We start from the raw sequence: 19,885 nt of genomic DNA, 5'->3' as shown, positions 1-19,885 counted from the left end.
ACGAAGGCTCTCACAGTCATGTCTGAGAACACTGGCGCCGGCTCCGCGGCGGCGTCCTACAAGACCGCGGGCGTCGACATCGACGCGGGCGACCGAGCGGTCGAGCTGATGAAGGAATGGGTCAGGAAGACCCGGCGTCCCGAGGTCCTCGGCGGCCTCGGGGGCTTCGCCGGCCTCTTCGACGTCTCCGCGCTGAAGAGCTACGAGCGCCCCCTGCTCGCCTCCGCCACGGACGGCGTCGGCACCAAGGTCGACATCGCCCGCCGGATGGGCGTCTACGACACCATCGGCCACGACCTGGTCGCCATGGTGATGGACGACATCGTGGTGTGCGGCGCGGAGCCGCTGTTCATGACCGACTACATCTGCGTCGGCAAGGTCCACCCCGAGCGGGTGGCCGCGATCGTCAAGGGCATCGCCGAGGGCTGTGTGCTGGCCGGCTGCGCCCTGGTCGGCGGTGAGACGGCCGAGCACCCGGGCCTGCTGGGCGAGGACGACTTCGACGTCGCCGGCGCCGGTACGGGCGTCGTGGAGGCCGACCGGCTGCTCGGCGCGGACCGTATCCGCGAGGGCGACACGGTCGTCGCGATGGCCGCCTCCGGACTCCACTCGAACGGGTATTCGCTGGTCCGGCACGTCCTGCTGGACCGGGCCGGACTCGCCCTGGAGGGTCACATCGACGACCTGGGCCGCACCCTCGGCGAGGAACTCCTGGAGCCCACCCGGATCTACTCGCTGGACTGCCTGGCCCTGATCTCCACCACCGAGGTGCACGCCTTCAGCCACGTCACCGGCGGCGGCCTCGCGGCCAACCTGGCCCGTGTCGTCCCCGACGGGCTGCACGCGGTCGTGGACCGCTCCACCTGGACCCCGGGCCCGGTCTTCGACCTCGTCGGCCGGACCGGCTCGGTCGAGCGTCTGGAGCTGGAGAAGACCCTGAACATGGGCGTTGGCATGATCGCGATCGTGCCGGAGGAGTCCACGGACGTGGCGCTGAGGACGCTGGCCGACCGAGGGCTGGACGCCTGGGTGGCCGGCGAGATCACCGGCCGCGGCGACCGGGCGACGGGAGCGGAACTGGTGGGTGACTACGCGGGCTGAGCGGGCCGGGTGAACCGGGTGCGCTGGGCGTCCTGACGCCGAGCACGCAGAGCATGCGGAATACACCGAGCATGCCGAGCACACCCGGTACGGTGCCGGACCGCGCGGGCGGGCAGCACAGAACCCGGTCGGTGACCGGAGTCACCGACCGGGCTGATGATTCAGTGCAAGGTCAAGCGCCACGACGCTGTGGCGGGGACTTGCCGTCCTCGTCATCGTCGTCGTCCTCATAGAGGTCGGCGTACCGTGCGTACAGGTCGTCGTCCTGCTCATCGTCCTCCACAGAGTCACCGTTGACATTCGGTGACGTGTTCGAAGGCGATGCACCCAGCTCCTCGGCCAGGCGTGCGAGGTCCGTCCCACCGCTGTTGTACTTCAGCTGGCGGGCGACCTTCGTCTGCTTGGCCTTGGCCCGGCCGCGCCCCATGGCTCGACCCCCTCAACGACGGGGCTCGACGGCCCCAGAGTCTTGACACGCGTTCATGGTCCGGAACGGACTCTCCATGGAGAGGCCGGTCCGTAGGGCTCCCACGGTACCTGAGCCCACGGCCATCCGGTACGTCGCCCGCATGACGTGCCCCCGTCCGGGACCCCCGGGGCACCCTGTTCTCCCTGGTCACGTGCGATTTCAAGCACTTGTCGGGGAGCGACCCGCCGGGAGAAGTGAGAGTTCTCTCGAAGTGGCGCTCCGGGGGTACCGGCCAAATGTGCGAACGGTGTGCGGGGGCGGGCTCACCGGCCCGCCCCCGCGTCCGTCCGCAGATGCCCCGTACGCGCCCTGTACGCGTCACGTACGTGCCCTGTACGTGTCACGTCCTCGTTCCCGTACGGGAGTCGTACGGGGTCAGCGCGACGCGCGCGCCTCCGCCATCCGCTGTTCGGCGATCCGGTCGGCCGCCGCGGCCGGCGGAATTCCGTCCGACTTCGCACGTGCGAATATGGCGAGCGTGGTGTCGAAGATCTTCGCCGCCTTCGCCCTGCACCGGTCGAAGTCGAAACCGTGCAGCTCGTCGGCGACCTGGATGACCCCGCCGGCGTTCACCACGTAGTCCGGCGCGTAGAGGATCCCGCGGTCGGCGAGGTCCTTCTCGACACCCGGGTGGGCGAGCTGGTTGTTGGCGGCGCCGCAGACCACCGCGGCGGTCAGCACCGACACGCTGTCGTCGTTCAGCGCCCCGCCCAGCGCGCACGGGGCGTACACGTCCAGGCCCTCGGTGCGGATCAGCGCCTCGGTGTCGGCGACGGCCGTGACGCCCTGCGGGTGCCGGTCCAGGACCCGCTGTACGGCCTCCTCGCGCACGTCGGTGATCACGACCTCGGCGCCCTCCTTGCGCAGGTGGTCCACCAGGTGGTGGCCGACCTTGCCGACGCCCGCCACACCGATCCTGCGGTCGCGCAGCGAGGGGTCGCCCCACAGGTGCTGGGCCGAGGCCCGCATTCCCTGGTAGACGCCGAACGCGGTGAGGACGGACGAGTCGCCGGCGCCGCCGTTCTCGGGGGAGCGGCCGGTGGTCCAGCGGCACTCGCGGGCCACGACGTCCATGTCGGCGACATAGGTGCCGACATCGCAGGCGGTGACGTACCGGCCGCCCAGCGAGGCGACGAACCGGCCGTAGGCGAGCAGCAGCTCCTCGGTCTTGTCCCTCTCGGGGTCACCGATGATCACTGCCTTGCCACCGCCGTGGTCGAGACCGGCCATGGCGTTCTTGTACGACATCCCGCGCGCGAGGTTCAGCGCGTCGGCGACGGCCTCCTCCTCGGTCGCGTACGGGTAGAAGCGCGTGCCGCCGAGGGCGGGGCCCAGAGCGGTGGAGTGGAGGGCGATGACGGCCTTGAGGCCACTGGCACGGTCCTGGCAGAGCACAACTTGCTCGTGACCGCCCTGATCCGAATGGAACAGGGTGTGCAGGACGCCGTCAGATACGTCGGCCACGGTGGTGACTCCTGAGTAAGTAGCGGCGGGTGGACGCAGTTCCCGAAACCCCCCCCGGGCTTGTGGCGGTGGGGGCGGTGGCGGAGGCTGTGAGCACGAGGTTAGAGCCTGCCGCCCGCGGGGGCGGCAACGTGTCCAGGATCACCTCCGCACGGCTTCTCGCGCGGGAGCGGCGTGCGAGGATTTGCCCGGATGACCCGTATGTCCGTGCCATCCGTCCGCCACCCGGGCGTCCGCGGGCGGACCCACAGGTTTTCGCGCCAGTGCGTGGGGGAGGGAGCAGGCGTGCCCAAGGTCTCCTCGGTGATCGTCCCCTACGCGGCCTACCTGCGCGTGTACGAACCGCTGACCGCCTTCCCCGAGCCGGAGCGCGGTCACTGGGCCCGTTACGCCCGCCGCCCCGACCTCCCCTCCTACCAGGACGAACTCCGCCTGGCCCTGGCCGACGTCGTGCCGACCCCGCCGGTCCCGGTCCCGGTGCGGGAGAGCGACGACGCGTTCGTGCTGGAGGTCGACGGCGTGGTCTGCGTCTGCCCCTGGCGCACCCGGCTGCGCGGCTGGCAGGCCCTGGGGGAACTCGCCGAGGAGTTCCCCCAGCCGGTCCTGGACGCGTTCCTGCCCCCGTTCGTGCGGCGCCAGGCCGCCGAGGACTACGAGCGCTGGCTGACCGCCCACCCCGACGCCCGGCCGTGGATCCGCACCGCGACCTGGCAGGTGCCGATCAACTGGTTCGTGCTGGTCTCGGACGAGGAGCGCGAGTACGACAAGGGCACCCGGGGCTCCCCCGGTTCCGTCGGCTCCGCGAGCTCCACCGGCGAGGCCCCCGTGCTGCGGTACCGCACTCCCATGGTCGAGGCGCGACGGCGGGTGGCGCGCGGGCTGCGCGCGCTGAAGACCGCCATGGACGAGGGGCCGCTGATCGACGGCCTGGTGGACGTGGGGCGCTGGCTGGAGGAGTTCCATCCACGGTCACTGGTCGAACTGGACTACGGCGGACTGGTGCACGCCCTGCCGGCCGGCGCGCTGGAGGACGACCACTCCGCGGCGGACGTGGCCGAGGGGATCGCGGCGCTGCGCCGCGGCGACGGGGCGGCCGCGGGGGAGGCTTACGGGCGGCTGGTGGAGCGCTGGCGCTCGGTCCGGGACCTGCGGTCGGCCAACTGACGCCCGGCCGCTGCGGATCGGTGCCCGGCCGCGGTGGCGAACTGGCGTTTGACCAAACGCCCTTCTTGGGGTTTTGTCGTCGCCCTGAGGTTTCGTCGCCCTGGACCGAACAACGGACGTACATGCCGATCCGGACGTATGTCCCAAGCGGGTCAAGGGTGACGGACCGCACGTACGCGGCCCTTGCGCCGCTTGCCCCCCCTCGTGCCAAAATAGGACAAGGAGTCCGGGGAGGACTCCTCCGTCCTGCTGTGCTCGACTATGGGCGGAATCCCGGCATTGCGTGCTTTGGGGGGTCCAGCGCCTCCTGATCGCGGCTGTGACTGATCGTCACAACCGCGTGACTGTCCGCTATGGCATGGTCCATCGGCTTCCGCGGCTGATGAACACCTGGGAGGGCAATTCCATCGGTTTGGCCGACGCGGCTGGACGGATGGTGTAGTTGTAGTGCCGAGGACAAGCCGTTCGTCCTATAACCGACTCGACTCGCGTCCGCCATTTCGGGCAACGTGGGTCAAGGTGCAGAATTTAGAGGAAAGAACCGAGAAGGTTCGGTTCTCCCGAGGAGGCCGCTCATGACCGCTCGCACCCCTGATGCCGAGCCGCTGCTGACCCCGGCTGAGGTCGCCACCATGTTCCGCGTCGACCCGAAGACGGTCACGCGTTGGGCGAAGGCCGGCAAGCTCACGTCGATCCGCACGCTCGGCGGGCATCGCCGCTACCGCGAAGCCGAGGTTCGCGCTCTGCTCGCGGGCATTCCGCAGCAGCGCAGCGAGGCCTGAACAACTGAATAACCCGGACAAACCGGCCGGTCCCCCACTTGCCGAGGTGTTCGGACCTATAGCTCCACACGACGCGGGGACTGCCCCAACAGGCCCCTCGCCCAAGCCGATCAGAGCTTTCCCGGCAGTTGAACCGGGTGCGTCGTCGATCGCGCTGGACTCCGCCGAGTCCAGCGCGATTTTTTTTGTGCGGTGCGTCGCGCCGGTGGCATGTCGGCGCGGTGTCCACGCGGTGTCCACGCGGTGTCCACGGGATGGGCCCGGGCGGGATCGGCGCGCGGGCTCGCCCGGCTCCGGGGGCGGCTGGGAGGTCGCCTGTGCGGAGGTTTGTGCGGGCCTCCGGGGGCAGTGCAATTGCACATATTAAATTGACTTGTTGTAGGAGGTGGGTAAGTGCCGGACTTCCCGAAACTCATACGGTGACACCCGTCACATGCCGGTCGCCTTGTTGGGCCACCGGCATATGCGCTAAAGCGGCGGGCGGGGGGCCCGATGTGAGGCAACTCGGTTGCGGGGCCCGGGGACTGGAGCGGTAGGGCTAGGCGGTGGGGGCGCCCTCGCCTTCGACGCGCTCCGGGGGGCGCTCCGTGGGCTCGGCGAGGTGCGTGGGTTCGGTCGGCTGCGTGGACTCGGCGGGGCGCGTGGGTTCGGCCGGCCGCGTGGGTTCGGCGGGGTGCGGTGGCTGCTCCGGGCGCTCGGCGGTGTGGGGCGGGGAGTCCATGGCCAGCTGCAGCAGGCGGTGGCAGACCGGACAGTGGCGGGTGAGATGCCCGAACGACGAGGCGGCCGACAGGTGCGCGCGAAGCAATGCCTGCGTCTCGTGCCTGGCCGATGTCGGCATGCGCCACCTCCTGTGGCCGCACCGAGGACGGCCCTGCTACCTGAGGTACCCAGGGAATCCTGTCCCGTCAAGACATCCGGACCTCCGTCAGGAGGCCGCAGAGGCGCACGAAGCGGAGCGCAGGTCTCCCGAACCCCAGGAGCACCTGAAAGGCCCTCAGCCGACCGGTGAGGGGCGTTGAGTGGCGAGTGCTGGCGGTGGGGGAGGGTGAGGGCGCGAGGAGGGGAGGCGCGGGACGTGTGAGCCGGGTCCCACGGCGAGGGCGGGTCGGAGCTGCGAAAGGTGCGGGCGCGCCTCCACCTCGACAGGGTCGCGGGGGTGGGACCGGAGACGCGAGAAGGGCCCCACCTGACGGTGGGGCCCTTCGACCGCGCGGTCCTGACGGGATGTGCTGGGTCCGGTTGCGGCTGTGCCGCGGGCGCGGCCTCTCCTTCGGCAGAGTGGTGTGCGGCTGGGCGGGGATGCGAAAGGGCCCCGTCGTGGTGACGGGGCCCCTCGATTGTGCGGTCCTGACGGGATTTGAACCCGCGGCCTCCACCTTGACAGGGTGGCGAGCACTCCAAACTGCTCCACAGGACCAGGTTTCGCAGGGCGATTGCTGTCTTGCGCTGCGAGAAGAGACTGTACAGGAGCCGCGGCCCGCTGGTCGAACTCACCCCCTGTCGCCTCTTCGTTACGGAACGGCGGCGTCGATCGCCTTCACGATCCGCTTGTCCGAGACCGGGTACGCGGTGCCCAGGGCATGGGCGAAATAGCTGACCCGGAGCTCCTCGATCATCCAGCGGATGTCCAGCACCTGCTGCGGCACCGGACGCCCCTGGGGCAGCTGTTCCAGCAGCCAGGCGTACTCGTCCCGCATCTCGTGGACCTTCTCCATGCGGGTCGTGTCCCGCTGGACGTTCGTCGGCATCTGCTGGAGGCGGCGGTCCACGGCCACCAGGTACCGCATCAGGTCCGGCAGCCGGCGCAGCCCCGTCTCCGTCACGAATCCCGGCTTCACCAGGGCGTCCAGCTGCCCGCGTACGTCCTGGAGGTTGGCCAGCAGCACGGGGCTGCGGACGCCCTTCAGCCGTCGCTCGCACGCCTGCCAGGCGGCCAGCACCTGCTGCACCTGACCCACCGCGCGGACGGTCGTGTCGACGATCTCGGCGCGCACCTTGTCGTACAGCTTGCGGTACGACTCCTCGTCCCACACCGGCCCGCCGAAGTCCGCGATCAGTCGGTCCGCCGCCGCCGTCGCGCAGTCGTCGAACAGCGCCTGGATGGAACCGTGCGGATTCGCCGACAGGGCGAGCTTCTGGGCGTTCGTCAACTTCTCGGATGCGAACTTCGCAGGGTTCACCGGGATATTGCGCAGGATCAGACGACGCGTGCCCTTCCACATCGCCGGCTGCTGCTCCGCCTCCGTGTCGAAGAGGCGTACGGAGACCGTGTCGCCGTCGTCGACCAGTGCCGGGAACGCCTTCACCGGCTGGCCGGCCCGCCGTGTCTCGAAGACACGGGTCAGCGCGCCGACGGTCCAGTCGGTCAGGCCCGTCCGCTCCAGCGACTCACCGCCCTCGCGTTGGGCCGTGGCGGCCGCCGCCTGGGAGAGGGCCTGGCGGGCCTTCGGCTTCAGCCGGAGCCGGAGCGTCTCCAGGTCCTTGTCCTCGTCGATCTTCCGGCGCCGCTCGTCGACGATCCGGAAGGTGACCTTCAAGTGGTCGGGGATCTTGGACCAGTCGAAGTCGTCCGCGTCGAACGGCACCCCGACCATCCGCTTCAGCTCGCGGGCCAGCGTCGTGGTCAGCGGCTCCTGAAGGGACTGCGTTCCCTTGCGTTCCTCCGGGGACGACACCCGCTCCAGGAACGCCTTCGCGTAGTTCGGCGCCGGCACGTAGTTGCGGCGGATCGGCTTGGGGAGGGAACGGATCAGCTCCGTGACGACCTCCTCCCGCAGACCCGGGATCTGCCAGTCGAAGCCCTCGTCCGTGACCTGGTTCAGCACCTGGAGCGGCACATGGACCGTCACCCCGTCCGCGTCCGCACCCGGCTCGAACTGGTACGTCACCCGGAACGTGAGGGCACCCTGCCGCCAGGAGTCCGGATAGTCGGCCTTGGTGACGGCCTGAGCCGACTCGCGGATGAGCATCTCGCGCTCGAAGTCGAGGAAGTCCGGCTGCTCGTGCCGTTTGTGCTTCCACCACGAGTCGAAGTGCGCCCCCGACACGACATGCTCGGGCACCCGCTGGTCGTAGAAGCCGAACAGGGTCTCGTCGTCGACCAGGATGTTCCGCCGCCGCGCCCGGTGCTCCAGCTCCTCGACCTCGGTGAGCAGCTTGCGGTTGTCCGCGAAGAACTTGTGGTGCGTGCGCCAGTCGCCCTCGACCAGCGCGTTGCGGATGAACAGCTCGCGCGACACCTCGGCGTCGATCCGGCCGTAGTTCACCTTCCGCTGGGCGACGATCGGTACGCCGTACAGCGTGACCTTCTCGTACGCCATCACCGCGGCCTGGTCCTTCTCCCAGTGCGGCTCGCTGTACGTGCGCTTCAGCAGGTGCTCGGCGAGCGGCTCGACCCACTCCGGCTCGACCTTCGCGTTGACCCGCGCCCACAGCCGGGACGTCTCGACGAGCTCCGCCGACATCACGAACCGCGGCGGTTTCTTGAACAGCGCCGAACCCGGGAAGATCGCGAACTTGGCGTTGCGTGCGCCCACGTACTCGTTGCGCCCGCCGGCGTCCTTGCGACCGTTCCCGTCCTTGCGGCCGGTCTGACCGGAGTCCTTCGACTCCTTCACGTCCTTCATCCCGATGTGGGAGAGCAGGCCCGCGAGGAGGGAGATGTGGACGCGGTCCCCGGGAGCGTCCTCCTCGTTGAGGTGGATGCCCATCTGCTTGGCGACGGTGCGCAGCTGCGTGTAGATGTCCTGCCACTCACGGATCCGCAGGAAGTTCAGGTACTCCTGCTTGCACATGCGCCGGAAGGACGACGAGCCGCGCTCCTTCTGCTGCTCCCGCACATAGCGCCACAGGTTGAGGTAGGCGAGGAAGTCGCTGGTCTCGTCCCGGAACCGGGCATGCTGCTGGTCCGCCTGGGTCTGCTTGTCGGCCGGCCGCTCGCGCGGGTCCTGGATGGACAGCGCCGCCGCGATCACCATGACCTCGCGGACACAGCCGTTGCGGTCCGCCTCCAGCACCATGCGCGCCAGCCGCGGGTCGACCGGCAGCTGGGCCAGCTTCCGCCCGGTCTCCGTCAGCCGCTTGCGGGAGTCCTTCTGCGTCGGATCCAGCGCGCCCAGCTCCTGGAGCAGCTGCACACCGTCGCGGATGTTCCGGTGGTCCGGCGGGTCGATGAACGGGAACTTCTCGATCTCACCGAGGCCCGCCGCCGTCATCTGCAGGATGACCGACGCCAGGTTGGTACGGAGGATCTCCGCGTCCGTGAACTCCGGGCGGGTGTCGAAGTCGTCCTCGCTGTACAGCCGGATGCAGATACCGTCCGACGTACGCCCGCAGCGGCCCTTGCGCTGGTTGGCGCTGGCCTGCGACACCGGCTCGATCGGCAGCCGCTGCACCTTGGTCCGGTGGCTGTAGCGGGAGATCCGCGCGAACCCGGGGTCGATGACGTACTTGATGCCCGGCACCGTCAGTGACGTCTCCGCGACGTTGGTCGCCAGAACGATCCTGCGGCCGCTGTGCTGCTGGAAGACACGGTGCTGTTCGGCGTGCGAGAGCCGCGCGTAGAGCGGCAGCACCTCGGTGCTGTGCCAGTCGGCGCCTCCGGCGCGGGGATACGCCTTCTTCGTCAGCGCGTCCGCCGTGTCCCGGATCTCCCGCTCGCCGGACAGGAAGACCAGGATGTCGCCGGGCCCCTCGGTCATCAGCTCCTCGACCGCTTCCGTGATCGCGGTGATCTGATCGCGGTCGGCGTCCTCCGAGTCCTCCTCGAGCAGCGGCCGGTACCGCACCTCGACGGGATACGTACGACCGCTGACCTCGATGATCGGCGCGTCGCCGAAGTGCCGGGAGAACCGCTCCGGGTCGATGGTCGCCGAGGTGATGACGACCTTCAGGTCCGGGCGCCTGGACAGCAGCCGGGCGAGATAGCCCAGCAGGAAGTCGATGTTCAGGGACCGCTCGTGGGCCTCGTCGATGATGATCGTGTCGTAGGCGCGCAGCTCACGGTCCGTCTGGATCTCGGCGAGCAGAATGCCGTCGGTCATCAGTTTGACGAAGGTGGACTCCGGGCTCACCTGGTCGGTGAACCGCACCTTCCAGCCGACGGCCTCCCCGAGCGGGGTGTCCAGCTCCTCCGCGACCCGCTCCGCGACCGTGCGGGCGGCGATCCGGCGGGGCTGCGTGTGCCCGATCATCCCGCGGACGCCCCGGCCCAGCTCCATACAGATCTTCGGGATCTGCGTGGTCTTTCCGGAACCCGTCTCACCCGCGACGATCACCACTTGGTGATCACGGATGGCCTCGGCGATCACGTCCTTCTTCTGGCTGACCGGCAACTGCTCCGGATATGTGACCTTCGGTACCCGGGCCCGCCGCCGGGCCATCCGCTCCTCGGCCTGGGCGACCTCCGCCTCGATCTCGCCGAGCACGGCGGCTCTGGCCTCCGGCTTACGGATCTTGCGCGCGCCCTCGAGCCTGCGCCCGAGCCGCTGCGTGTCGCGCAGCGAGAGCTCGGTCAGGCGAGAGGCGAGAGCGCCGAAGGAAGGGGCGCTGGAGGAGGGGGCGGAGGCAGGATGCGTGGACATACGGAAACCAGGATCTCATCCTCGAGAATCGTGTGGCGAACGGTTTTGGTTCGCCGGCCCGGCCCTCACCGAGCCTCAAGCGCCAGGACCGGTGAGTGCACGAGAACACCCCCTCCGGAACCCGGAGGGGGTGTGTGTTGTGGCTGGGGCCGGGGTCGAACCGGCGACCTATCGCTTTTCAGGCGATCGCTCGTACCAACTGAGCTACCCAGCCACGAGGTTTCACGTGGAAACCTCAGCGGTCCTGACGGGATTTGAACCCGCGGCCTCCACCTTGACAGGGTGGCGAGCACTCCAAACTGCTCCACAGGACCAAGCTCTGTACGACAGTGTCGCACAGGGTGGTGCGTGCCCCCAACGGGATTCGAACCCGTGCTACCGCCTTGAAAGGGCGGCGTCCTAGGCCGCTAGACGATGAGGGCTATCGGCCCGCCTGGGCGCTTCTCAGCGCGTCGGGGACGTCCGAAGCATATGTGATGCCGGGAGGGATCGCCAAAACGGTTTACGGGGTGGTCGTCGAGGGAGTGGGGGAGGGGAGCCGGGCGGGCGGCAGGGACGAGGGCGGGGAGGGGGGACCGGCGGGCGATCCCGTGGGTGACGCCGACGGGGAACCGGAGGGAGCATCGGACGGGGACGCGCCTGGCTGGTTCTCCTCGGGGAGGTGCCGGCTGACCTCTGCCGTGGTCAGGCCCAGGCCGCCCAGCCTGATCGCGTCCCAGGCCTGGAGCCGGCGGGTGTCGCGGTCGAAGTAGAGGATCGAGGTCTCGATCGGGTCGGGGTGTTCGCCCTCGATCGCGCGCAGGCCGCTGCCGCCGGTGGAGCCTTCGATGCGGAGCCGGGTGCCGTACTTCATGACCTGGGTCTTCTGGTGGTGGACGTGCCCGGCCAGGACGAGGGGCACCGTGCCGTCCACCTCGCTGGCTGCCGCCGGTTCATGGGCGACGGCCACGTCGACCGGGGTGCCGGCGGCCCGCTGGTCGCGCAGGGCGGAGGCGAGACGGGCGCCCGCGAGTTCCTGGGATTGCTCGGCGCCGGGTTTCGTGGAGCGGTCCGGGGTGAACTGCGGGTCGCCGATGCCGGCGAAGCGCAGGCCCGCGACGGTCCTGGCCCGGCCGTCGTCCAGGACGTGGACGTTCTTGAGGCCTTCGAGATGGCGCTGGGTGGCGAGCGAGTCGTGGTTTCCGCGGACCCAGACGTAGGGGGCGCCGAGGTCCTCGATGGGGTCGAGGAAGCCGTTCTCGGCGGCGGTGCCGTGGTCCATGGTGTCGCCGGAGTCGACGATGACGTCCACCTGGTACTGCTCGACGAGCGAGGCGATGATCGCCCAGCTCGCGGGGTTGAGGTGGATGTCGGAGACGTGCAGGACCCGGAGGGTCGTCGGGTCGGGCTGGTAGGCGGGGAGCGTGGAGGTGGCGTCGTAGAGCTTCGTCACGTTGGTGACCAGGCGGGCCAGTTCCTTCTGGTAGACGTCGAACTCCGTGACGATGCTGCGGGCGTTGCCGACCAGGGAGGGTGCCGAGGAGAGCAGGCCCGAGAACCGCGGTTCGAGGACGGAGTCCGGGTTCCAGGTGGCGTACGCGGTGCCGCCGGACGCGGCCAGAAGGGTGAGGGCGAGGCCGCCCGCGGCCAGGGCCCTGCGGGGGCGCCGGTAGACGGCGAGGCCGAGAGCGGTGGCGCCGGTGACGACGGCGACGACGGAGCGCACGGCGAGGTCGGTGGTGCCGCGGGCGATGTCCTGGGCGACTTCTTCCTGGAGCCCGGAGAAGCGTTCGGGGTGGTCGACGAGTGCCTGGGAGCGGGCGGGGTCGAGCTGGTCGACATTGACGTCGAGGCGGACGGGGGCCTGGTGGCTGTCGAGTTCGAGGGCGCCCAGGGGGGACACGTTGATCTTCGTGCCGCCCGTGAGGGACGGGCGCAGGGTCATGGTCGTGTCCATGGGGCCGACAGGGACGCGCACATCGCCCACGGTCAGCAGGCCGAGCCAGGCGCCCAGCAGGACGACGGCGAGGAGTCCGGCGACGCGTTTCCAGGGGCGGGACGGCCGGGCGGCGAGTGTGGTGGGGACGGCCGTCGCCGTGGCGGAGGGACGACGGGAGCGGTGACGGCGGGTGAGGGCTCGCGGGACCCTTCGGATGCGGTGACGGAGGTTCCTGACTGGGGAGGGGACGCGTGCCATTGGTCCCGTATGCCCATACGGCGCGCCGGATATGCGGGGCCGCTTGGCGGGACTCGTACGGATGGCTCATGGCAGACAATGGCTCTGTGCTGGAGATGACGCGTGGGGAGTTCGAGGAACTGGTCGCCGAGGCGCTCGACCGGATCCCGCCGGAGCTGACGCGGCTGATGGACAACGTCGCGGTGTTCGTCGAGGACGAGCCGCCGGCGGACGATCCCGAGCTGCTGGGGCTGTACGAGGGAACTCCGCTGACCGAGCGGGGCGAGTGGTACGCGGGGGTGCTGCCGGACCGGATCACCATCTACCGGGGGCCGACCCTGCGGATGTGCGAGTCCCGGGAGGATGTCGTCACCGAGTCGGAGATCACGGTGGTGCACGAGATCGCGCATCACTTCGGGATCGACGACGCCCGACTGCACGCACTCGGCTACGGATAGGTCACCGCCGTGTCACTGGTGTGCTGACGGCGTGTCCTCTTGTGGGCGGCGGGAGTTGGGCAGTCCGACTCAGCATCCCAACCGGAGGTGGCCTCGTGCGCCCCTTGTACGTACCCGTCCGCCTGGCTGCCACCGTCCTGGCCGTCGTCGCCGCCGCCGGTTGTATGAGTGTCGGTGGGGGTGGGGCGGGTGGGGCCGAGCCATCGCGTTCCGTGGGCCGTTCGGACGGTGAGGTGCCCGACGGGGGGCCTGCGGTGCCGGGCGGCAAGGGCGGTCACGGTGCCGCGGCGGCCGAGGGCGGGAGCGGGCACCGCGAGGGCGGCGGCAAGAAGAGCGAGCAGGGCAAACGGAAGAAGGGCGGGGCGGGAGCCTCGCCCGCCGCCGAGGCGTCGCCCTCCCCGGGGGTGAGCGGGCCGACACCGGACGACGGCGGGCCGGGTGAGCCGGCGGGGCCGACCCCTGACGGTCGGCCGGAACCGCCGGAACCCACCCGGCCGGCGGATCCGGAGCCCACCCAGGCGCCGCCGGAGCCCTCGGTCCCGCCGGAGCCGACGGCCGCGGAGCCGTCCTCGTCGGCGCACGAGCCGCCGGAGACCCAACTGGTGCACCGGGAGCCCGCACCGGAAGCGGGGGTGCCGGTCTAAGAACCCGCTGCGGTGCCTCGCCCCGCCGCTCTGTGAGCTCTCGGTTTGCTTTGGGGGGGACAGAGTGCGTATGGTGGCAGATCGTTTGATCCTATTTGCCCGGCGCCACTGCAGAGCGCGCCGTGTGGCGCGTACTCTCCCCTTACCGTGGTGGACCGCATCGAGGCGGTCATATTGCGAATTGCGAATCACGGAGTTGACGGGCGCGTGCCGAAGAGACTCCGGAAGGTTTCGCATTCGTATGCCCATCGCCAGTACTGATCACGTCGTCGTGCCCGAGAACACCGAGGACACCACCACCACCCCCGCCGTCGCCGTCACCGCTGACGTCGCCACCGACGTCACGGACGTCGCCACCGACGTCGTCACCGCTGACGTCGTCACCGCTGACGTCACGGACGTCGCCCCCGCCATCGACGTCACCGACGACGGCGACAGCGACAGCGACAGCGCGGACAGCACCCCCGAGCTCACCTTCGCCACCCTCGGTCTTCCCGAGGGTGTCGTGCGCAAGCTCGCGCAGAACGGCGTGACCAGCCCCTTCCCGATCCAGGCCGCGACCATCCCGGACGCCCTGGAAGGCAAGGACATCCTCGGCCGTGGCCGCACCGGCTCCGGCAAGACCCTCGCCTTCGGTCTGCCGACGCTGGCCACGCTGTCCGGCGGCCGGACCGAGAAGCACAAGCCGCGCGCCGTCATCCTGACGCCGACGCGTGAGCTCGCCATGCAGGTGGCCGACGCGCTCCAGCCGTACGGGGACGTCCTCGGGCTGAAGATGAAGGTCGTCTGCGGCGGCACCTCCATGGGCAACCAGATCTACGCCCTCGAGCGCGGTGTCGACGTCCTGGTCGCCACCCCCGGCCGGCTGCGCGACATCATCAACCGCGGCGCGTGCTCCCTGGGGAACGTACAGATCGCCGTCCTCGACGAGGCCGACCAGATGTCCGACCTGGGCTTCCTGCCCGAGGTCACCGAGCTGCTCGACCAGATCCCGGCGGGTGGTCAGCGGATGCTGTTCTCCGCGACCATGGAGAACGAGATCAAGACCCTCGTCGACCGGTACCTGAAGGACCCGGTCCACCACGAGGTCGACGCCGCCCAGGGCGCCGTCACGACGATGTCGCACCACATCCTGGTCGTGAAGCCGAAGGACAAGGCGCCGGTCACCGCGGCCATCGCCTCCCGCAAGGGCCGCACCATCATCTTCGTCCGTACCCAGCTGGGCGCGGACCGGGTCGCCGACCAGCTGCGCGAGGCGGGCGCCAAGGCCGACGCGCTGCACGGCGGCATGACGCAGGGCGCGCGGACGCGGACGCTGGCCGACTTCAAGGACGGCTACGTCAACGTCCTGGTCGCCACGGACGTCGCCGCGCGCGGTATCCACGTCGACGGCATCGACCTGGTGCTGAACGTGGACCCGGCCGGCGACCACAAGGACTACCTGCACCGGGCCGGCCGTACGGCGCGAGCCGGCCGCACCGGCACCGTCGTGTCGCTGTCCCTGCCGCACCAGCGGCGCCAGATCTTCCGGCTGATGGAGGACGCGGGCGTGGACGCCATGCGTCACATCATCCAGGGCGGCGCGGCCTTCGACCCGGAGCTCGCCGAGATCACCGGCGCCCGGTCGATGACCGAGGTCCAGGCCGAGTCGGCGGGCAAGGCGGCCCAGCAGGCCGAGCGCGAGGTCACCCAGCTCACCAAGGAACTGGAGCGGGCACAGCGCCGGGCCTCCGAACTGCGGGACGACGCGGACCGGCTGGTCGCCAGGGCCGCCCGCGAGCGGGGCGACGACCCGGAGGCGGCGGTGGCCGAGGCGGCCACCGAGGCGTCGGCCCAGGCCGAGATCTCGCTGCCGGAGCAGCAGACCGCACGCGACACGGAGCGCTCCGAGCGCCCCGAGCGCCGGGACGGCTTCCGTCGTGACGACCGGGGTGACCGCGGTGGTGACCGTGGTGGCCGTTCGTTCGAGCGTCGTGACGACCGCGGCGGCTTCAACCGCGGTGGCGACCGTGACCGCGGTGGCGATCGTGGCGGCTTCCGTCGTGACGACCGGGGTGACCGTGGTGGTGACCGTGGTGGCCGTTCGTTCGAGCGTCGTGACGACCGCCGTGACGGCGACCGTGGCGGCCGTCCCTTCGAGCGTCGTGACGACCGCGGCGGCTTCAACCGCGGTGGCGACCGTGACCGCGGTGGCGACCGTCCCGGCTTCCGCCGCGACGACCGCGGTGAGCGCGGCGGCCACCGTGGCAGCGACCGCCCGTTCAACCGCGACCGCCAGGGCGAGCAGCGCCCCGGCTTCCGCTCCGGCGCCTCCCACGACCGCCCCTACGGCCGTCGTGACGAGCACCACGGCGGCGGCTCCTTCGGCCGCCGCGAGGACAAGCCGCGCTGGAAGCGCAACGGCTGATCCCGGCACACCGGACTGATGTGGCAGGGCCCGTACGACACCCGTCGTACGGGCCCTGCCGCATGCGGAGGGGACACGTCCGGGTCCGTCGCACCAATACCCGATCAACGACGCGCCCACGTCCCGCTATGCTCGTGGGGGCAACATCACCTGGGGCCCTTAGCTCAATTGGCAGAGCAGTGGACTTTTAATCCATTGGTTGTGGGTTCGAGTCCCACAGGGCCTACCGGCGGCGGGGGAGGGAAATGCCCTCTGACCTGCTATGCAGCGCCTGAGTCGACTTCGGTCGGGTCGGGCGCTGCTTCGTTTTCGGGCCTGTGCGTGAGCGGATGTGACGGCGGGCGCCGTTCGCGAGCGGTTCCGGGAACTCCGGCGGCCGGCGTGGCCTGCTCGACGCCGGCGGCTCGCTTCCGGTGCGGTGGTCCGCCGTGCGGGAAGCCCGTGTCGGACGGTTCCGACGCTGAACGGCTCGCTGGCGGAAGTGCTCCCTGCCGCACTCCTCATGGTGGTCCCGGCCTGCGCGGTCGTACGCCCCTGGGGTGGCCGGAGGCGGTGGTCGCCGTCCCGGCCGCCGCACTGGTGATCGCCACCGGGGCGGTGTCGCCGGACGCCGCGCGGGAGGAGGCGGAGCGGCTGGGCCCGGTGGTCGGGTTCTTGGCGGCCGAGCCGATGCGGGTCCGTTCAGGGGATGGCCGGTGCCTTGTCGGGCCCGGTCCGCAGGAGTCGTTGGCGGTGGGGGCCTCCTGGGACGCGGTGCAAGGTGTACGAGCCGGGCTTGCGTGCCTCGTCGGACAGGTGCTTGACGATTCCCCCGCACACGAACTCCTTGAGCTTCGCGCCGGGGCGACCGGCGATGTGGAACCACACCGCGACGTCGTACCTGTGGGCGAACTGGAAGATGCCGCCGCGTCGGCCGAGGCTGATGCACTGGCCGGCGAACACCTGATTGAGGGGTGAGGGCCGCTCACCGGCGATCCGGCTGAGTACGGTGTCGGCGGCCCGCGCGCCCAGCGGCATCGCGGCCTGGCAGCTCATCCGCAGCGGCAGGTCCGACGGTGCCGCCGAGTCCCCGGCCGCGACGATGCGCGCGTCGTCCACGCTCGTCAGCGTCTCGTCCGTGAGCAGGCGGCCCAGGGCGTCGGTGCTCAGTCCGCTGCGGGCGGCCAGGTCCGGCACGCCGAATCCGGCGGTCCATATCGTCACCTCGCTCGGCAGCTCCCGGCCGTCACCGAGCCGTACGGTGTCGCGCGTCACCGCCGTCACCTTCGCGTCGGGGCCTTCGAGCACGGTCGCCCCGAGCGCCGCCAGTCGCCCGGCCACCGAGCGCCGGCCCCGGGGATGCAGGTACGGGCCGAGCACCCCACCGCACACCAGGGTCACGGCGCGGCCGGCCTCCGCCAGTTCGGCGGCGGTCTCGATGCCGGTCGGGCCCGCTCCGACCACCGTCACCGCGGCCGTAGCGGGCGCGGCGTCGAGGACCGGCCGTAGCCGCTGTGCCTCCTCCAGGGTGGAGATCGGGTACGCGAACTCGGCCGCTCCGGGCACGCTCGGTTCGGCGCTGCCACTGCCCACCGCGTATATCAGGTAGTCGTAGCCGACCGTGCCGCCGGTCGCCAACGCCACGCCCCGCCCGGCCGCGTCGATCCGGGTCACGGTGTCGACCACCAGCCGGACGCCGTCGGCCAGGACGTCCCGGTAGTCGACGACCGCGTCGTGGGATCCGCCCACCATCTGATGCAGACGGATCCGCTCGACGAAGTCCGGGCGCGGGTTGATCAGGGTCACGGTCACGTCGTCGCGCCGCGTCAGGCGGTTGGCCGCCATGACGCCGGCGTATCCGCCGCCGATCACGACCACGTCGGTGTTCTCATTCATGGTGTCTCCGTCGTCTCAAGGGTTCGACCGTTCCCGGGGGGCGACCTCAAGACACCGCCTGATCGGTCGCTGTGACAGCGGGCCGACGGGGCTACGGAGAAACGGGGCTACGGAGACACGGAGGCGGCTGGTTCCTTGTGCGGTTCAGCCGCGGGCGATGGCCTGTTCGATGAGGTGGACGGTGGCTCGGGGGTCGTCGACTTCGAGGATGAGCCGGTCGTAGTGCTCGGCGTCGGCGAGCTGGATGACGATCGCCTTGTCCGGGTTCTTCACGTCCCAGAAAAGACGTTCACCGTCGCGGCGGAAGCGGCCGGCGGTGATCAGGCCGGGGAAGTGCGTGCCGCCGACCTTGATGCCCTTGGGTTCGCGGGCGATGCCGGGGTCGTGCGTGGCGCCGCGTACGTGGGCGAGGGGGATCTCCAGGCGGCTGCTGAAGGTCCAGAGCTTGTCGAGGCCCTGGAACTCGGCGGTCAGCATGCCTCGGTCACGGTCGATGGAGATCAGGGCCATGTCAGTGCTCCTTGGATGTGGTCGGCTGGGCTCGCAGCCGCAGACGGGTGCCGAGGACGGTGGAGGCGAGCTGAGGGGCGTCGTCACCGTGGGAGGGGCGCAGGGCGTCCTCCAGTGCCGTGATCCCTTCCGCGACCAGCGCGGCGACGTCCGGGTCGTGGGGTGCGCGTTCGGCGGCGGAGAGGAGCAGGAGCCCGGCTGCCGGGCCGTTGTCGTACGACGCGATGGCCGCGGTCAGGGCCTGCTCGGGGTCGGTGAGAGCGGCGATGGCCGCGGCGGCCGGGTGGATCTCGTGGTCGAGGTGCGTGCGGAGAGCGGTCAGATGCAGGCTCCGTTTGGAGCCGAAGACCTTGTAGAGGCTGCCCCGGTGGATACCGGTGGCGGTGACCAGGTCGTCGACCGAAGTGCCCTCGTAGCCGTGGGTGGCGAAGAGGACGGCTGCGGTACGGACGGCCTGATCGGTGTCGAAGGCGCGTGGTCGTCCCATGTCCATGATCGTACGAGATTAAAGAACGATCGGTCAAGAACAGTCGTTCTTTAATGAGTGGATGAGTGGAGGGGGGAGGGACGGACGAGGAGCCGGGTGGCCGGCGACCTCCCGTTCCCGGTTACGCCGTGAGGCGGCGGTAGGCCGCGCGGGCGTGGGCCAGGCGGGCGGCGGCCGTACCGGTGACGGCGGCCGTGAGCAGGCAACCGAGCCAGAGCGTGTCCCTGGAGCCGGTCCAGGTGAGGGTGCCGGCGGGCGGTATCGCGAAGCCGTTGAGGGACAGCCAGCACAGGATCGCCGTACCGGGGGCCGCGGTGAACCGCGCGCACCCGCCGAGGACGGCGGCGAGCAGGGACAGGGCCGTCAGGGTGAGTCCGGGGTGGTCCGGGCCCGCGACCGTGTTGAACAGGACCACCAGCGCCGGCGCGCCGCCGAAGGCGCCGGTCCACACCAGCGGGGTGGCGACGGGCTGGGGCACCGGCCGCGGACCGGTGCCGAGGGCGACCCACTCGACCATGCTGACGCTCCCCTTTCGGCGCTCCCCGGTACCGGCCCGGCGAGTCGCGCCGGCCGTTCGTCGGTGTGCCCGGCCCTCGGTGGGCGAGGAGTGGATATTGAGCCGATTTTCGCACTGCCGGAGCCATCGGACCGGGGTAGCGGACACCGGTGGCCGGGTGATGACGGGCGGGCGATGACGGGCGGTGCGTGCCGACCGGGTCACGCCGACCGGGTCGTGCCGACCGGGTCGTGCCGACCGGGTCGTGCCGACCGGGTCGTGCCGACC

15 protein-coding genes and 5 tRNA genes are annotated in these 19,885 nt (G+C 70.5%); 7 read left to right on the top strand and 13 right to left on the bottom strand.

The features are described from left to right. Positions 1-18 precede the first annotated feature (18 nt). Positions 19-1,101 carry a phosphoribosylformylglycinamidine cyclo-ligase gene (gene purM, locus ACFP2V_RS33370; protein WP_381219019.1) on the top strand — a complete coding sequence of 361 codons (1,083 nt, stop codon included), beginning with the start codon at positions 19-21 and terminating at the stop codon, positions 1,099-1,101. A 172-nt stretch (positions 1,102-1,273) separates the two neighbouring features. Here the strand turns inward: purM and ACFP2V_RS33365 are convergent, their stop codons facing one another. Together ACFP2V_RS33365 and ACFP2V_RS33360 are read right to left on the bottom strand one after the other, a co-directional pair. Continuing rightward, a complete protein-coding gene (locus ACFP2V_RS33365) occupies positions 1,274-1,528 on the bottom strand; it encodes a DUF3073 domain-containing protein (RefSeq protein ID WP_381219018.1) in 255 nt (84 codons plus the stop codon). A 417-nt stretch (positions 1,529-1,945) separates the two neighbouring features. After that, a complete protein-coding gene (locus ACFP2V_RS33360) occupies positions 1,946-3,034 on the bottom strand; it encodes a Leu/Phe/Val dehydrogenase (RefSeq protein WP_381219017.1) in 1,089 nt (362 codons plus the stop codon). A 285-nt stretch (positions 3,035-3,319) separates the two neighbouring features. Here ACFP2V_RS33360 and ACFP2V_RS33355 point away from each other — a divergent pair, with 285 nt between their 5' ends. Both ACFP2V_RS33355 and bldC read left to right on the top strand, forming a co-directional pair. Continuing rightward, positions 3,320-4,198 (top strand): DUF8083 family protein, encoded by an 879-nt coding sequence (locus ACFP2V_RS33355; RefSeq protein ID WP_381219016.1) that lies wholly within the window; start codon positions 3,320-3,322, stop codon positions 4,196-4,198. A gap of 575 nt (positions 4,199-4,773) precedes the next feature. Continuing rightward, positions 4,774-4,980, top strand: coding sequence for a developmental transcriptional regulator BldC (bldC, locus tag ACFP2V_RS33350; protein WP_003949541.1), 207 nt, complete (start codon positions 4,774-4,776; stop codon positions 4,978-4,980). A gap of 538 nt (positions 4,981-5,518) precedes the next feature. On the opposite strand, the gene ACFP2V_RS33345 is transcribed toward bldC, so the two are convergent. From ACFP2V_RS33345 to ACFP2V_RS33315, 7 genes are all read right to left on the bottom strand, one after another. Next, positions 5,519-5,821, bottom strand: coding sequence for a DUF6274 family protein (locus tag ACFP2V_RS33345; protein ID WP_381219015.1), 303 nt, complete (start codon positions 5,819-5,821; stop codon positions 5,519-5,521). A gap of 504 nt (positions 5,822-6,325) precedes the next feature. Next, a tRNA-Asp gene (locus ACFP2V_RS33340) sits at positions 6,326-6,400 on the bottom strand. A gap of 94 nt (positions 6,401-6,494) precedes the next feature. Then, complete coding sequence (gene hrpA, locus ACFP2V_RS33335) at positions 6,495-10,565, bottom strand: ATP-dependent RNA helicase HrpA (protein ID WP_381219014.1); 4,071 nt, start codon at positions 10,563-10,565, stop codon at positions 6,495-6,497. A 140-nt stretch (positions 10,566-10,705) separates the two neighbouring features. Continuing rightward, positions 10,706-10,779: transfer RNA gene (locus ACFP2V_RS33330), tRNA-Phe, on the bottom strand. 25 nt (positions 10,780-10,804) lie between these two features. After that, positions 10,805-10,879, bottom strand: a tRNA-Asp gene (locus tag ACFP2V_RS33325). Between the two features lie 35 nt (positions 10,880-10,914). Then, positions 10,915-10,987, bottom strand: a tRNA-Glu gene (locus ACFP2V_RS33320). Between the two features lie 80 nt (positions 10,988-11,067). Further along, positions 11,068-12,741, bottom strand: a complete 1,674-nt coding sequence (locus tag ACFP2V_RS33315) for a metallophosphoesterase family protein (protein WP_381219013.1) — start codon at positions 12,739-12,741, stop codon at positions 11,068-11,070. Positions 12,742-12,827: 86 nt separating this feature from the next. Between ACFP2V_RS33315 and ACFP2V_RS33310 the strand changes: the two genes are divergently transcribed. The 4 genes from ACFP2V_RS33310 to ACFP2V_RS33295 all read left to right on the top strand — a co-directional run bounded on the left by ACFP2V_RS33310 (position 12,828) and on the right by ACFP2V_RS33295 (position 16,455). Beyond that, complete coding sequence (locus ACFP2V_RS33310; RefSeq protein ID WP_381219032.1) at positions 12,828-13,178, top strand: metallopeptidase family protein; 351 nt, start codon at positions 12,828-12,830, stop codon at positions 13,176-13,178. 95 nt (positions 13,179-13,273) lie between these two features. Continuing rightward, positions 13,274-13,822, top strand: a complete 549-nt coding sequence (locus ACFP2V_RS33305) for a hypothetical protein (RefSeq protein ID WP_381219012.1) — start codon at positions 13,274-13,276, stop codon at positions 13,820-13,822. Between the two features lie 241 nt (positions 13,823-14,063). Further along, on the top strand, positions 14,064-16,229 hold the full coding sequence (locus ACFP2V_RS33300) for a DEAD/DEAH box helicase (RefSeq protein ID WP_381219011.1): 2,166 nt from the start codon (positions 14,064-14,066) through the stop codon (positions 16,227-16,229). 153 nt (positions 16,230-16,382) lie between these two features. After that, a tRNA-Lys gene (locus ACFP2V_RS33295) sits at positions 16,383-16,455 on the top strand. Between the two features lie 455 nt (positions 16,456-16,910). On the opposite strand, the gene ACFP2V_RS33290 is transcribed toward ACFP2V_RS33295, so the two are convergent. From ACFP2V_RS33290 to ACFP2V_RS33275, 4 genes are all read right to left on the bottom strand, one after another. Then, positions 16,911-18,104, bottom strand: a complete 1,194-nt coding sequence (locus ACFP2V_RS33290; RefSeq protein WP_381219010.1) for an NAD(P)/FAD-dependent oxidoreductase — start codon at positions 18,102-18,104, stop codon at positions 16,911-16,913. A gap of 144 nt (positions 18,105-18,248) precedes the next feature. Next, positions 18,249-18,614 carry a hypothetical protein gene (locus ACFP2V_RS33285; protein WP_381219009.1) on the bottom strand — a complete coding sequence of 122 codons (366 nt, stop codon included), beginning with the start codon at positions 18,612-18,614 and terminating at the stop codon, positions 18,249-18,251. 1 nt (position 18,615) lies between these two features. Beyond that, the gene (locus ACFP2V_RS33280) at positions 18,616-19,101 is read right to left on the bottom strand and encodes a TetR/AcrR family transcriptional regulator (RefSeq protein ID WP_381219008.1); all 486 of its coding nucleotides are present in this window, start codon (positions 19,099-19,101) and stop codon (positions 18,616-18,618) included. Positions 19,102-19,222: 121 nt separating this feature from the next. Next, positions 19,223-19,618, bottom strand: a complete 396-nt coding sequence (locus ACFP2V_RS33275; RefSeq protein ID WP_381219007.1) for a hypothetical protein — start codon at positions 19,616-19,618, stop codon at positions 19,223-19,225. Positions 19,619-19,885 lie beyond the last annotated feature (267 nt).

The sequence above is a fragment of the Streptomyces incanus genome (genome assembly GCF_042656345.1).
In the GTDB taxonomy this organism is placed as follows: domain Bacteria; phylum Actinomycetota; class Actinomycetes; order Streptomycetales; family Streptomycetaceae; genus Streptomyces; species Streptomyces incanus.
The sequence above is the reverse complement of the archived record's forward strand: the minus strand, read 5'-3'. Positions and strand labels throughout refer to the sequence as shown.

Excerpts from the sequence above, each read along its gene's own strand:
- bldC (WP_003949541.1), top strand. The coding sequence starts at position 4,774 with ATGACCGCTCGCACCCCTGATGCCGAGCCGCTGCTGACCCCGGCTGAG.
- purM (WP_381219019.1), top strand. The coding sequence starts at position 19 with ATGTCTGAGAACACTGGCGCCGGCTCCGCGGCGGCGTCCTACAAGACC.
- ACFP2V_RS33315 (WP_381219013.1), bottom strand. The coding sequence starts at position 12,741 with ATGGCACGCGTCCCCTCCCCAGTCAGGAACCTCCGTCACCGCATCCGA.
- ACFP2V_RS33365 (WP_381219018.1), bottom strand. The coding sequence starts at position 1,528 with ATGGGGCGCGGCCGGGCCAAGGCCAAGCAGACGAAGGTCGCCCGCCAG.
- ACFP2V_RS33280 (WP_381219008.1), bottom strand. The coding sequence starts at position 19,101 with ATGGGACGACCACGCGCCTTCGACACCGATCAGGCCGTCCGTACCGCA.
- ACFP2V_RS33300 (WP_381219011.1), top strand. The coding sequence starts at position 14,064 with ATGCCCATCGCCAGTACTGATCACGTCGTCGTGCCCGAGAACACCGAG.
- ACFP2V_RS33345 (WP_381219015.1), bottom strand. The coding sequence starts at position 5,821 with ATGCCGACATCGGCCAGGCACGAGACGCAGGCATTGCTTCGCGCGCAC.
- ACFP2V_RS33285 (WP_381219009.1), bottom strand. The coding sequence starts at position 18,614 with ATGGCCCTGATCTCCATCGACCGTGACCGAGGCATGCTGACCGCCGAG.
- ACFP2V_RS33290 (WP_381219010.1), bottom strand. The coding sequence starts at position 18,104 with ATGAATGAGAACACCGACGTGGTCGTGATCGGCGGCGGATACGCCGGC.
- hrpA (WP_381219014.1), bottom strand. The coding sequence starts at position 10,565 with ATGTCCACGCATCCTGCCTCCGCCCCCTCCTCCAGCGCCCCTTCCTTC.
- ACFP2V_RS33275 (WP_381219007.1), bottom strand. The coding sequence starts at position 19,618 with ATGGTCGAGTGGGTCGCCCTCGGCACCGGTCCGCGGCCGGTGCCCCAG.